This is a genomic window from Streptomyces buecherae (assembly GCF_014295035.1).
Classification (GTDB): Bacteria; Actinomycetota; Actinomycetes; order Streptomycetales; family Streptomycetaceae; genus Streptomyces; species Streptomyces youssoufiensis.
In genome coordinates this window covers 8,388,906-8,402,047 of sequence record NZ_CP060404.1, presented here as the reverse complement: position 1 = coordinate 8,402,047, position 13,142 = coordinate 8,388,906, and the positions used below count along the sequence as shown (strand labels likewise).

Below are 13,142 nucleotides of genomic sequence, written 5' to 3'. Positions count from 1 at the left end.
CAGCCCGAGCAGCACTCGCGAGCAGGGCCGCTCGGAGGCTCCGGGCGACCCCGTCGTCGTTCTCGCGCCAGCGGTCAAAGACGTTGGGCAGGCGGGCAGGGCGGGGCTGGCCCGCAGGGAGCACAGGGTTTCCGCAAGGCCGCGCTTGTCGTGAGGCTCTCCCCCCGTGATCAGCCGGGTTCGCCCCGGCCCTGGCTCCGGCATGCAGCCCCGCATAACGCTGCCGAAATGCGGGGGTCAGGAAGCGGTCGCGTCCTCGATCGTCTGTCGGATATCCAGGATGCTGTCGACACCAGTGACCTCGAGGAGGCGTCGCACCTGCGCTGAGGGTGCGACGAGGCGCAGCGTCCCCGTCTGGTGGGTCAGGAGCAGCAGGTTCAGGAACGTCGAGTCGGCGAAGGTGATGTCGCTGGCCTGAAGGATGACCTTCGGGTACTGCTTCGCCGCGGTGTGCAGCGCCTCGCTCAGCGCAGCGATCGAGCCCATGTCGTACTCGCCGGCAGCGGCGATCACGCAGGCCCCACGGCACTCGTACTGCCGCACCTCGGACTCGTACGTGCCGTGCGCAGTGACCTGTTCTGGCACCAGCGTCGCGCTGGAGCTGCTCGCGCGCGCCGGCAAGGCGGCCTCGTTCCAGGGCACCTCGGTCTCCTTCTGTGCTTCTCCCGTACGGGAGCACGTCGCCTGTTACAGGAAAACTATGTCATGCAAAACGCTTCCGGCAACTACTGTCCCCTAAAATGGCTGGCATGGCCGCAGTACCTGAGTCCCACACCGGATGGACGTTCATCACCAGCCACGCGCGCGTGCTGGCAGCCATCGCCGACAACCCGAACATCCGCATCCGCGAGATCGCCGCCCATTGCCGGCTCACGGAGCGTGCCGTGGCGCGGATCATCTCCGACCTGGAGAAAGACGGGTATCTCTCACACACCCGTGAAGGGCGCACGAACACCTACCGCATCGATCCGGACAAAGTGCTTCGTCATCCCGCCGAAGCCGGTCTGTCCGTGGCCTCGCTGCTCTCCCTGCTCGTGCGAGACGAATCCGAGCGCGCCGGCACACCGGCCACCCACAGGCAGCAGCTGGTGGACGCCACAGGGCAGTAGGGATCAACCCTGATCTCCGCCGCCCGCGTCCCCACTACGGCCGCGGCGAAAAACCGCCCGAGCGGTGACGTCCGCCGGCTGCCAGCGGCGCTGCCTACCGTGGGGCCGTGTCCACACCCTCCGAGGAGGCGCCCAAGCCGATGCCGGTGCGGCTCGTACTGCCCGCCGCCCCGGCGCTTGGACAGCCGGAGCAGGAGGTCCTGGCGCGGTTGTGGAGGCGGCGCCAGCCCGAGACGGGCTGGGGGTACCTCGTGAGGCTGGCGTCGTACCGGGACCGCGAGGACGGCGGCATGGAGGCGGCGGAGTACCCAGCGGCACGATCCACTCGCTGCTCTTGGACCTGTCGGTGATGCTCAGGCGTACCGGCGCGTTCGTGTAGCCGCGGTGCCAGACGTCCATGGTGGTCGCCGACCAAGATGGCGGCGTGGTGGGGGTGAGGCCGTGCACGCTGAACGCCCACGGTCCCTGGATGTGGGCGCGGACGAGTTCGGGGGCGGGGTTCCGGCGGGTTGGGGCCCATCGCCGTGGTGTGGGTTGTTGGGCTGGGTCGCTGGCGGCGCGGGCGCGGCGCGCGGCGGTGGGTAGCTGGGCGGGGCGCAGCCGGCGGGCCGCGGCAAGGGCCGTATCGATGATTTCCGATCGGGTAGAGGGCGCACTGGTCAACGGGCAGATCCCGCGGGCGGCCGGCTTCGGTGTGCGGGTAGCTGGCGAGGCGGTGTGCGATCTCGCCTGGGCCGCGGGCTTGTGCCAGTAAGGGGCAGGCGGACCTGGGTCGTAGGGCGCAACCCAGACGCGGGTTGGGAGTGCACGGCGCAAGGTAAAGCCTGGCAATCGCGGGCGGCCGGCCCTATCCGCCGTACTCCCAGGCCTCCTCGACGGCCGGCCCCTGCGCTTGGATTTTCAGCAGCCGAGACGCGATGGCGCCTTCGTTGCGGCCAAAAATCTTCGACAGCTCGGACAGAGAGATGCCTTGGGCGCAGCGCTCGGCGAGGCGCTGATCGTCCTCTGGCTCCCAGGGCTTGTATGCGTTGGGGTGTGCTCGGCGCTTCGCCTCCACGGTGTAGGCCCGCGGCGCTTCCGGCTCAGCCGCAGGGCGCGGATCAGAGGGGAGGTCGCTGGGGTGGGGAGCGAGTGCGAGGTCGTACAGCTTTCCACGGACGGATTCTTCGCTACGCCCAAGCTCCGCAGCGAGTTGCTCTGGCCCTTTGCCCGCTCGGTAGTGCTTTTCCAGGTAAGCGATGGCTTCGCGGGACCAAGCCTGACCAGGATGGGTGGCTTTGATGGGGGCCACGGAAGTGCCAGCGGGGGCGTTCTCTACCGCGGAGGCAACGGGAGCGGAGGCGATAAGACGGCCAAGTTCGTTGAGGTCACCCGCCTCTACTTGACCGGTCAGTTCCCCCTGGATGACGCCGTCAGGGGTGGAGACAACGACTGTGAGCTCGACACGGCCCTCTGCCAGGATGTCGGCGTGCAGGCTGTAGCGACGGCGTGATCGGCTGATCTCAACACTCACTGTCGCCGCATCCGGCGCGGCAGCCGAAGCTGTGACCACGCGTTGGTCAGCCGAAGACAGTAATTCGTGAACACGCCGGCTCGCGACGAAACAGTCACCCTTGTCGAGTCGGTAGCTTGTCTGGCTCGCTTCCAGGTCACATACCGCGTAGAGAACCTCGACCCGCTGGCCGTCGAACAGACCAGGGGCTTGGCCCGTCGCGGCGCGCGGGAGAGTCAGGAGCCCCCGACCTGGCTGGCGGTCGCGGATAGCGGCGTCGGGATCGCCGTACCAGGTACCGCGAGCATCACGGAAAGCGTAGATCAGCACAACGAGCAGCCCTTCATCCGCATGAGTCGTCAGCACATGATGGCGCGGTCAACGACAGCGTGACCTGTGATGCGCCAACCTACGGCCGCACCGGCCTTCCCACCAGGGAAGGACACCCACCCGACCTGGACTTCCCAAGCCCCGCGCGCACACCCCCGAACGGCTTCCCGCCCAACCAACCAGCCCTCACACGCGTGCGAGACACACAACCCGCACAGGCCCACACCCTGAACACGCCGACATCGGTCCATAGAGACAAGCGACCCCGGCCCACCCGTACAACAACCGCTCAGAGGAACTCAGCGACGACGGACGACAGGGCCGCGTTTCACCACTCAGTTTTCGTCAACCGTGCCCAGGCCCACGGGACACGCGCAACGAGCAGCCGTGAGGCTGGCCCGCGAGTCAGTGTGTGACCACACCACGCCCTCTTTCTTGAACGATCGTTCCAGATAGGCTACGGTGAAGCCATGGCAAGGACCCGGGAGTTCGACACCGAGGCAGCGGTGAGCCGCGCCATGGAACTGTTCTGGACACGTGGGTACGAGGCGACCTCCGTACGCGACCTGACCCAGCACCTGGGAATCGGGCAGGGTTCCCTGTACGCGGCGTTCGGCGACAAGGACGGCTTGTACCGGGCCGCGCTGGAGCACTACCGCACCACCCTGGCAGCGGAGGCCCTGCGTAGCCTGGAGGAGGGGACGGACGCCCGCTCAGCGATCCGTACGCTGCTCATGGAGCGCGTGCGCGTCGCTGTCGGGAACGACGGGCAGGGCTGTCTGGCTGTCAACGCCGTCTGCGAGCGGCTACCTCAGGACGCGGCGACCCGGCGCAGCGTGCGCGACATGCAGGACGCGAGCCGGCAGGCGCTGACCGAGGTGTTGCGGGTCGCGAGGGAACGGGGCGAGATCGCGGCACGGCACGACCCGCATACGCTCGCCGCGTTCCTGGTCACCTTCCTCAACGGGCTGTTGGTCTCGTCGAAGATCACACCGGACGCACACACCCTCGAACCCCTCGTGGAAGTCGCGCTGACCATCCTCGACTGAGAGGACCGGAAATCCGGGGCAGCCGTTCAACCCTGCCTCGATTCTGTAACGTCCGCCAAAGAAAAATCCTCGTCCCGGACGCGACGACAAGCCCAGCAGCGTCGCCCCTTGGGCCTGCTCGGAGCCGCCTGCCGGCCTCACCTACCAACCCACCGCGACCATGCCACTCACGAAAGGAAGCACCACGTCATGATGTACGACCACACCGCCACGCCCCTACGCACCGGGCGCGCCGCCGTCAACGGAACCAGCCTTCACTACCGGACGGCCGGGTCCGGTCCCGCCGTCGTACTGCTGCACGGCGTACCCAAGACCGGCTACCACTGGCGCCACCTGGTCCCAAGGCTCACGCCCCCACCACACCGTCGTCGTGCCCGACCTACGCGGCCTCGGCGACTCCGCCCGCCCCGCACACGGCTACGACTCCGCGACGATGAGCGACGACATCGCCGAACTGATGACCCACCTCGGGCACCAGACCTACGCCGTCATCGGCGAGGACTGGGGCGCGGTGATCGGCTACCAACTCGCCGCCCGCCACCGCGACCACACCACCCACCTCGTCTTCGCCGAAGCACTACTCCCCGGCTTCGGCTTCGAAGACCACACCGCCCTCACCGCCCACAACGTCTCAAGCGGCATGCACCTGTGGCATCTGGGCTTCTACTTCCAACCCGACGTCCCCGAGATGCTCATCGCCGGTCACGAACGCGAACTGATCACCTACATGATCAAGAACGAGCGCAGCCACCCCGACACCGCCACCCCCGACGCCATCGAGGAGTACGTGCGCTGCTACACCATGCCCGGCGGCGTCCGCGCCATGCTCGCCATCTATCGAGCCATGCTCACCGACGCACAACAAAACCAGCAAGCCGCCCAGGAAAAACTCGACATCCCCGTCCTGGCCCTCGGCGGCGCCGCCTTCATCGGCCAACGCAACGAAGAACAAGCACGATTCATAGCCCACAACGTCACCGGACACGTCTTCGACGCGGGCCACGACCTCGCCGAAGAAGTACCCGCTGAGATGGCCGACGCGGTCCTGCCATTCCTGGCAACACCCGAGTGACCAACCGGTCGTCACCGAACGCCTCACCAGAGACCACGACCGCCCCCAAGATGACACAGCCGGGATCCCAACGTCCCAAGCCGATCGAGCCCCACCCCCAACCGACCAACGCCCCAACCGACCGACACCCCAGGAGAAAAGGCTCCGCACCCTGGTGTTCGTTGCCCGCCCGCACCCGGACTACGAGCACCTCCGAGGAGGCGGGTCCCGCGCCGACAGCTCGCCGTACCAGTCGAAGCGGCCGAACACCAACAGGCACTCAACCAGGCAACGACAGGCGGGCACCGCCCCGGCAGCGCGGCCGAGGCCACCGGCGCGGCGCGCGGAGGGGAGGGGAGGGGACGCACCCTGACGGCTGGTTCCGCCCGCAGCCGGCCAGCCGCCCTGACTCAGCTCAGCCGGGCACGTCCACGCGCTGTGTGCCGATCACCGACAGCAGTCGCAGCGCCTCCTCCGCCGGAGAGCCGGGCTCAGCCGTGTAGACGACGACTTGCTGGTCTCGGTCGGTGATGTCGAGGACATCGCAGTTGACGGTGATGGGGCCCAACAGCGGATGGTGGATGGTCATACGCAGAGTGGGTTCGACGCGTACGTCATGGCCAGCCCACAGCCGGGCGAACTCCGCGCTGCCGGTCAGGAGATCAGCCACCAAGGTGGCCACCTCGGGATCGTCGGGGTAGCGGGCGGCGGTGGCACGCAGGTGTCGGGCCGCGGCGCGAGCGAACGCCTCCACGTCAGAGGGGTCGTACAGCCGCCACTCCCCCGATGTCGGCGCGAGAAACGCACGACGTACAAGATTGCGCTCGGTCCGGGGCAGGGCAGAGAAATCCCCCAAGAGAGCTGCCGCCAGGTCGTTCCAGGCGATCACCTCGTGTGTCGCGGACAGCACGATCGCCGCGGCCTGCGGCAGCCGCCGTAACAAGTCCAGAATGCTCGGCCGCACTTCACGACAGGGGCCAACCGGCAGACCAGGTGGCGCACCGGCCAGGTGGTGTAGGTGGTCGCGCTCCGCAGCGGACCTCGACCACCTCTACACCGTGAACCTCAAAGGGCCTTGGCGCGCCATGACCGCCGAGATCGCCGCCATTCGCGCCACCGCCGGCACCGGTGCCATCGCAACAACTCGTCCATCGGCAGCCTCATCGGCAACCCCGCATTCCCGGCCTACGGCGCCATGAAGCGAGCGCTCAACAGCCTCACCGAATCCGCCGCCATCAGCTACGGCCCGGAAGGTATCCGCGTCAACGCCATCGCCCCCGGTACCACGCTCAACGACATGATGTACACGTGGGACCAGCACTCCCCCGGCATCATCGACCAGTGCAACACCCGTACCCCGCTACGCCGCGCAGCCCACCCCACCGAGATCGCCCAAGCCGCCGCCTGGCTCCTCAGCGACCGCGCCTCCTACATCACCGGAGCCACACCCCCGGTCGACGGTGGCATGCACACATAGGCCCGGCTCCCAGCCCCGTAACAACCGACAAGCCGAAGCGCCCCGCGACGCGCAGCATGACACCCGGCGGCGGACAACGCGGAGCATCGCACGCGCACCGGTTCCGTGCGCTCGCGCGCGGGTACGCTTCCGCCGCGTCCTTCGGTCGTCACCGCCCTGACCGCCGCGTGGCGGTTAGGGCATCGCGGTGACACCGGGGACGCGCCACCCGAGGCCGTCGCGGCATTCCCCCCGCGCCGCGTGGTCGGGAGGCAGTCTGGCTCGGTGTCGCGGAGCCGAGACGCGGCGACAGCGGTCAGGGGCCGACGCTCGCCAGCCGGTTCAGTCTGACCGGTCGGCGGCGACCGCGTCCTGACCGAATGACGCGACGAGTCCCCGCTCGATGAGGTCGGGAAGGCTTGTGCGCCCGTCGTCGTCGGCCCACCGGGTCAGCGCCGTGTGCATGACGGCCAGACAGGCACTGGTGGCCGCGCGTGCGCCGAACGCCGCCTCGGGATCGGTTGGGTGTCCGAGAGCCTCGATGATCGCCTGCTGCAACGCGTACTGGCTGTCCAGGTGTCGGGCCCGCAGCGCGGGTGTGGAGACCATGAGCCGGAGGCAGTCCAGCAGGAACCGCTTGTTCGCCGCGCCTTCTCCCCCGTCGTCGCCGGTCAGCGCCGTGGCCGCCGCCACGAGGGCGCCGCCGACGCGGCGTACCAGGGGGTGTGTCGGGGACGAGGCGGCGACCCGCTCGGCGATGAGGAGGGTGGGTTGGTCCAGCAGGACGAGGTCTTCCTTGGTGGGGAAGTGCCGGTACACGGTCATGGCCGAGACGCCGGCGGCGGCAGCGATGTCGGCCACCGGTACGGCGTCGTAGCCGTGGCCGGTGAACAGGCGCACCGCGTGCGTCTGGATCGCGCGTCGGGTCTCGGTTCGCTGTCGTTCCCGGAGGGTCGGTTTCCGCTCACTCATGTGATAGACACTACCGTGATGTTAGTGACTAACAGAAACTGCGTGCGAGAGGTCGACAACATGGGTGTGCTTATGGGCAAGACGGCCGTGGTGACAGGGGCGTCGCGTGGTATCGGGCAGGCGATCGCGGCGCGACTCGCGGCCGAGGGCGCCCTGGTCGTCGTGCACTTCGGCACGGATGAGAGCGGGGCTGCGTCGACCGTGGAGGAGATAGAACGCGCTGGTGGACGCGGCCTTGCCGTGCGGGCCGAGCTGGGCGTGGACGGCGACGCCGACACCCTCGTCGCGGGGGCCCGGGCTGGCCTGGCGGGCCAGCCGCTCGACATCCTCGTCAACAACGCGGCGGCCCCACCGGCCGGTCCGCTCGGCGTCACCACGCCGGCCGAGTTCGACCGCCTGTTCGCCGTGAACGTGCGGGCGCCCTACTTCATCATCGAGCGCGCGCTCCCGCTGCTCCGCGATGGCGGGCGGATCATCACGATCTCGTCGGTGGCGACCCGTATGGCCAACCCCACCCAGACGTCCTTCGCCATGACCAAGGCCGCGGTCGAGGCGATGAGCAGAACCCTCGCCAACCAGCTCGGCGCGCGAGGCATCACCGTGAACGCGGTCGCCCCCGGAGCCACCAGGACGGCGACCAACGGGGCGGCGTTCGACGCGCCGGGCCTCACCGAACAGGTCGCAGGCCTGACGGCCCTCAACCGGCTGGGAGGGCCCGACGACGTCGCCGATGTCGTGACCTTCCTCGCCTCCGACGCCGCCCGCTGGGTCACCGGCCAGGTCATCGACGCGAGCGGCGGCCTCTTCCTCGGCCCGCGCGCCTGAGCGTGGAGTTCGACGGCGCCGGGCAGGTGCGCTGTTCACGCGCCGGGCTGGTGTCACCATGTCGATCCCAGGTAGCTTGCAGCGTTTCGGCCCGCCTCGGCCATCCGAGACTGGCGAGGGCTTCCTTGCGCATCGACAATTCCCCCCCCAGCCCGCCAGTCCACCCGGTCGGCCGGTCCCGATAGCGAGGCGAAGACCGCTTCCCTCCGTTGTGACAGATCGCGTGAACGCGGGTGGCGCCAGGCTTGGTTCGCCAGACGGCGGTCGGCTCGTTCGGGGGGTCGGCGTCACGGCGGGTCGCACGTCCTTCGCGTCGACCGCCGCGGTCAGGACGCAGGCCGTGCGACGTCGCAGGGTCGTTCGCGACAGTGAACAACCCACCAGATGAGGAGTGGTCAAAGCCCCGGTCGCACGTGCTTCGAGGACCGCCAACCGCCGCTGTGGCTGCCACGCCGAAACGCCGGTTCCCACCATGGACGTCAGCGCCTCAGCACGGCCCATCAGGTAACAGGTGTGATCTGCATCGCGCGCCACCTGGTCAATGGCACGGGATGCCACCATCCGTCACACCCATCGCTAACACCGTTCGCCCTGGTGATCAGCGCGCACCGGTCTACACCACCAACAGGAAGCGGCACAGCGGGCCATGATGCGAGGTCAGCCGCGTTCCGTCGGGGCGTTCACCAGATTCCGTCGATGTCCGCGTATCGGGCTAGGCTACGGCCCTGACCTCCCGTTCGACCCGCATATGCAACTCGTGAGCCCCTGCAGGGCCCGCGAGCGCGGGCCCGGAAAGGAGGAGTGCCCGACATGGCCTCCCACGAGGAGAACGGTCACGAGGGCCGCCGCAGGATCGACTGGCCACGGGTGCGGAAGCTCGCCCGTGTCGCAGCAGCACGGACCGCGTGGGTCGCGGCGATCGTCTCGATCGCCAACGACACCATCAGTCTCGCGGCACGGCTGCTGTAACGCCGCGACCCCGATCAGGCATCGCCTGACCGGGGTCACAGCCCGCGGTAAGACCGGAAGTCCCATCCCGCCCGGCCACCAAGCAGTGGAGGGATGGGGCTTCCTCTTGTTCTCGTTTCCGCGGCCCGAATCGGCACCTTGCCGTGATCAAGATCACCGCCGCCGAATTCAGGGTCGACTATGCCATCATGCCGCGCCGCGTGCGGCAGTTGGCGCCATTCACCGTTCGTACAGGCGACAGGGTCGAACACGTGCGAGAGGCACGGCGCTCCGCAGTCTTCGTGGCGCGCAGCGTCACGTACATCTCCGGCCCCCGTTCTCCGTCCCGGACACGCATCGCCAAAACGCAAGTTGCATTTTGCACGATGCGTAAGACAGTACAGCGGGCACACCCCCTCCGAAGCAACCCTGGAGTCGACGGCCGAGCTCAAAAGCCCCTTCGGTCGCGGACGGGAAGGGGTGTGTTCGACTCGCGAGTAACCAGGAATGGCCACATCGCGCACCCGGCTTGCCGTGGCCTGCCTCACCTCAGTCGGCCAACTGCTCGTCCCGGGCCGACCGGCTACTGCCGATGCCCGAGGAGTGAGTGCCCCAACGCGTCGGGCTTCCCAGAGGCGTGGCGCGCACAACGCCTGGGAGGCGGGCCGCCCGTGGGGGCGGCCAGGCTCGCACTCCGAGGTTGACCGCTGACCGATGCCCTGCTTGCCCTTGCAAACTTCCGCCGGCAGCAGGCGAAGAGTACGGCGAGCGTCGGGGCCGGAGGGTGGTCGTGTTCGGCCCCGCGTGGTCAGCGATCAGGTCAGTACCTGCCGTGGGCGACCTTCTTCAGCTTTCCGGGCAACATCAGCCTGCTTTTCGGGTCTTGTTCCTCCTCACAGTCAGTTGTCTCCGTGTGCTGACGCGGATGTGGCTGTGACCGTGCCGTGCGAGAGCCGTGGGTCAGAGGCTGGCGAGCAGGTCGTCGAGTGGAGCGGGTACATGGGCGAGGTCGACGGCCTCGGCGAGGACGCGGCCGTAATGGATCTTGCGGCCCTTCTTCGTGCCGAGGAAGCGTCGGAGCTGCTGCTGTGATGTGCGGTGCTGCTGTGCGGGCTGGCGTAGGAAGGTCTGGAGGGCGCGCTGGTCGCCCTCCGCCCGGACGAGGTCGGTCACCCGTGTCACACCCAGCGCGCGGATGAGTTCGTCTTCCAGGTCGGCCGCGCAGACGAAGAACCCCTGCTCCGTCGCGCCGGCCCGCTCCCAGCCACGGGCGTAGAAACGGCTCTCCGCCACGTCACACAGGCCGGTCAGACGCAGGCCCAGGCCGAGTGGGCCGAGGAGGCTGGTGAAGCGTGCGACGCTCATCGCGCCCCCCATCGACAGCACGCAGACGCCCTCGGCCTCCAGGTCGCGGTCGTGCCTGGCCGCGAGCGCGTTCACCGCCGCGGCGTCGCTCGGTCCTTCGAGGAGGACGACCGTCCGGATGGACAGGGTCGCGGCCAGGTCGCGTGCGGTGTCGCCGGAGCCACCGGCCGCCCATGCGGTGACTGTCTCCCGGAACGACTCCATGTCTGCCATGTTCTTCAGTGTCTGTTCTTTTCGGCCGGCGCGGTAGGCGATTTTCGCGAGGCGGCAGGTGGTGGTGGGTGGCAGCCCGTCGGTGTCGGGGGCGTCGCGGTGTTGGGTTGGTGGGCTGGTGCGTTGGCGGGCGGGGTGTTGGTGAAAGGTCGGGCGGGGCAGTGGGGTTTCCGGGGGTTGGGGGGTGGGGCGGGGCGGGCCGCGTGGGGCGGTGGACGTGCTTGTTCCCTACGGGGCGGAGGGCGTGGGAAACACCCGAACCGGTGATGCCCGGCGTTCGGGGAGACAGGCGCGACACAGTTGTCTCGTGCGGTGTCGGCCGCTGCCGTGGCTCGGATGTGAGCGGTAACGCGCAGGTGGCAGGGGGTCGCGGTGGACTGGCTGGGTATCGCTTGAGTGTTCAAGTCGGCAGCACCGTCTGGGGAGTCCGGGATACGGATGGAGGCGCGCGGTGGGGTTTCATGAGTAGCATCCAGGGCCAACATCCCCCAACCAACAGGAGAGCGTGTGTCAGCCCAGAGTCGGAAGAGTGCTCCCCCTGTCCCCCTGGACCCGTCCGCGTCGGTGGAGTCCGTACTGCGCCACATGGACGAGGAGCGTGCGGAGCTGGTCAGTCAGCTTGCCGGGCTTCAGCATCGGCTGGAGCAGTTGGAGACGTCGAAGGCCCTGTTGCTCACGTACATCGGGTCGTCGGACGGCGACAGCCTGGCGTCCGCGCCCGCCACCCAGCCGGTCGGGGCGACGGAGCCGGCCGCGCCCGTCGAGCCGGCGGCGGCTGCGGCGGTGTCCGTGCCGGCCGCGCGGCGTTCCTCGGCGTCCTCGTCTCGGCGCGCTGGTGGGCGCGCGGCGCGGCAGGGTGCGACCGGGCGGGGCAAGTCGCGGAAGAAGTCCGCCGCCGCGAAGGCTGACGCTCCGGCGCGCGGTCAGCGCGGGCAGACCATCGTCGAGTACCTGGCCGAGCACGGTGAGCCGCGCTCGGCCACCGAGGTGACCAACGCTCTGCAGGAGCGCCACCCTGACCAGGAGTGGAGCCGGGCGGGCGTGCGCGAGAGCCTGGAGCACCTGGTCTCCAAGAACCAGGCGCAGCGCACCACGCAGGGGCGGTCCGTCTTCTACTCCGCCGCCGCTGTCGCCGCCGCGTCCGATGACGCCGCCGCCAAGGACGCCGAGGTCGCGTCCGCGTCGCAGCCAGAGGCCGCGGCAGCCTCCTGACACCCCCGGTGGACCGTGGCACACCCGGTGCGTCTGGGGTGTGTCGCGGCGCGGTGGGCGGCGCGGTCGCTGGCGTCCGGCTTCCCATCGGCTTCGGGTGGTGCGGAGGAATCGGTTCCGCGCGGGCCAGCGGGCAGGCGGGCGCTCGGGAGTGGGGCCCTGGGCCGACCATCGGCTCCGGGCCCCACTGCCATGTGGCGCCTTCCTGGTTCGACCCGCGGGGCCAGGCGCGCGTCCCGGGCGTCGTTGTCGCGCGTGCGCCGCCTCGGGGTGGGTTCGGGTCGCGGGCCGGCCGTTCAGGGGATGCGGGCGACCGCGCCGTAGCCGATGCCGGCGCGGGCGGGCAGGGTGTCGCTGTCGGGGCGCCAGTCGGGCATCAGGACCAGGCCGGGGTCCACCATCTCCAGGCCGTCGAAGAACTGGGCGATCTGTTCGCGGCTGCGCAGGGTGAAGGGGACGACGCCCGGTTGGTCGTTGTACTGCTCCTCGGAGGCGATGACCGCGTCCGATGTGGGGGCGGAGTGGCTGATGATGAGGTGGCTGCCGGGCGCGACGTTCTTCACGAACTCGCGTACCAGCGTGTAGACCTCGCCGTGGTCGGGGATCAGGCCCAGGCTGTCGGAGAAGATGAGTGCGACGGGTTGGCTGAAATCGAGGGTTTCGGCGGCCATCCGCAGCACGTCGGCCGTGTCGCGCATGTCGGCGATGAAGCAGTCGGTGCGTCCCTCCGGGGTGCTGTCCAGGTACGCCTGCTGGTACATGCTGACCATCAGGTCGTTGTCGACGTAGACGACGCGGGCGTCGGGTCGGTGGCGTTGGGCTATCTGGTGGACGTTCGGTTCGGCGGGCAGGCCGGCTCCCAGGTCGAGGAACTGCCTGACGCCGGCCTCGCGGGCCGCCCACCGTACGGTGCGCCACAGGAACTCCCGCCCGGATAAGGCCAGTTCGCTCACCTCGGGGAGTTGCGCGATGACCGCTTCGGCGGCCTGTCGGTCCGCCGGGTACCAGTACTTGCCCCCCAGCATGTAGTTCCAGAACCGGGCCGGGTGGGGGACGGTGGGGTCCACGCCGGTGGGCGGGTGCGGTCGGCCTGCGGGGGTGGCGTGGTCGGTCATCGGTA

At 69.2% G+C, this 13,142-nt stretch carries 11 protein-coding genes and 3 pseudogenes; 8 read left to right on the top strand and 6 right to left on the bottom strand.

Translation table 11 applies throughout. The annotated features are described in order from the left end of the window. Positions 1–237 precede the first annotated feature (237 nt). Positions 238–642 (bottom strand): STAS domain-containing protein, encoded by a 405-nt coding sequence (locus H7H31_RS34500; RefSeq protein ID WP_232110218.1) that lies wholly within the window; start codon positions 640–642, stop codon positions 238–240. Between the two features lie 107 nt (positions 643–749). On the opposite strand from H7H31_RS34500, the gene H7H31_RS33345 reads away from it, so the two are divergent. Together H7H31_RS33345 and H7H31_RS33340 are read left to right on the top strand one after the other, a co-directional pair. Next, entirely contained in the window at positions 750–1,109 is a 360-nt protein-coding gene (locus tag H7H31_RS33345) for a helix-turn-helix transcriptional regulator (protein ID WP_187063741.1), read from the top strand. A 107-nt stretch (positions 1,110–1,216) separates the two neighbouring features. Next, positions 1,217–1,459, top strand: a complete 243-nt coding sequence (locus H7H31_RS33340; RefSeq protein ID WP_232110217.1) for a hypothetical protein — start codon at positions 1,217–1,219, stop codon at positions 1,457–1,459. Between the two features lie 497 nt (positions 1,460–1,956). Here H7H31_RS33340 and H7H31_RS33335 read toward each other — a convergent pair whose 3' ends face one another. Then, entirely contained in the window at positions 1,957–2,931 is a 975-nt protein-coding gene (locus H7H31_RS33335) for a hypothetical protein (RefSeq protein WP_187118200.1), read from the bottom strand. Between the two features lie 470 nt (positions 2,932–3,401). Here H7H31_RS33335 and H7H31_RS33330 point away from each other — a divergent pair, with 470 nt between their 5' ends. Beyond that, positions 3,402–3,980: a TetR/AcrR family transcriptional regulator gene (locus tag H7H31_RS33330; RefSeq protein WP_187063739.1), complete on the top strand. Its 579-nt coding sequence runs from the start codon at positions 3,402–3,404 to the stop codon at positions 3,978–3,980. A 189-nt stretch (positions 3,981–4,169) separates the two neighbouring features. Further along, positions 4,170–5,052: pseudogene (locus H7H31_RS33325) on the top strand (alpha/beta fold hydrolase). A gap of 394 nt (positions 5,053–5,446) precedes the next feature. Here H7H31_RS33325 and H7H31_RS33320 read toward each other — a convergent pair. Next, positions 5,447–6,064 (bottom strand): annotated as a pseudogene (locus tag H7H31_RS33320) (MmyB family transcriptional regulator); the annotation flags it as partial. Position 6,065: 1 nt separating this feature from the next. On the opposite strand from H7H31_RS33320, the pseudogene H7H31_RS33315 reads away from it, so the two are divergent. Then, positions 6,066–6,508: pseudogene (locus H7H31_RS33315) on the top strand (SDR family NAD(P)-dependent oxidoreductase); the annotation flags it as partial. Between the two features lie 321 nt (positions 6,509–6,829). On the opposite strand, the gene H7H31_RS33310 reads toward H7H31_RS33315, so the two are convergent. Further along, a complete protein-coding gene (locus tag H7H31_RS33310) occupies positions 6,830–7,459 on the bottom strand; it encodes a TetR/AcrR family transcriptional regulator (protein WP_187063738.1) in 630 nt (209 codons plus the stop codon). A 60-nt stretch (positions 7,460–7,519) separates the two neighbouring features. On the opposite strand from H7H31_RS33310, the gene H7H31_RS33305 reads away from it, so the two are divergent. Together H7H31_RS33305 and H7H31_RS33300 are read left to right on the top strand one after the other, a co-directional pair. Then, complete coding sequence (locus H7H31_RS33305; protein WP_187063751.1) at positions 7,520–8,284, top strand: SDR family NAD(P)-dependent oxidoreductase; 765 nt, start codon at positions 7,520–7,522, stop codon at positions 8,282–8,284. An 810-nt stretch (positions 8,285–9,094) separates the two neighbouring features. Beyond that, positions 9,095–9,253 (top strand): hypothetical protein, encoded by a 159-nt coding sequence (locus tag H7H31_RS33300; protein ID WP_187063737.1) that lies wholly within the window; start codon positions 9,095–9,097, stop codon positions 9,251–9,253. A gap of 939 nt (positions 9,254–10,192) precedes the next feature. On the opposite strand, the gene H7H31_RS33295 is transcribed toward H7H31_RS33300, so the two are convergent. Then, positions 10,193–10,810 carry a TOPRIM nucleotidyl transferase/hydrolase domain-containing protein gene (locus tag H7H31_RS33295; protein WP_187063736.1) on the bottom strand — a complete coding sequence of 206 codons (618 nt, stop codon included), beginning with the start codon at positions 10,808–10,810 and terminating at the stop codon, positions 10,193–10,195. Between the two features lie 507 nt (positions 10,811–11,317). Here H7H31_RS33295 and H7H31_RS33290 point away from each other — a divergent pair. Further along, a complete protein-coding gene (locus H7H31_RS33290) occupies positions 11,318–12,022 on the top strand; it encodes a BlaI/MecI/CopY family transcriptional regulator (protein ID WP_187060535.1) in 705 nt (234 codons plus the stop codon). A gap of 296 nt (positions 12,023–12,318) precedes the next feature. Here the strand turns inward: H7H31_RS33290 and H7H31_RS33285 are convergent, their stop codons facing one another. Next, on the bottom strand, positions 12,319–13,137 hold the full coding sequence (locus tag H7H31_RS33285) for an SAM-dependent methyltransferase (protein WP_187060534.1): 819 nt from the start codon (positions 13,135–13,137) through the stop codon (positions 12,319–12,321). Between the last annotated feature and the right edge of the window lie 5 nt (positions 13,138–13,142).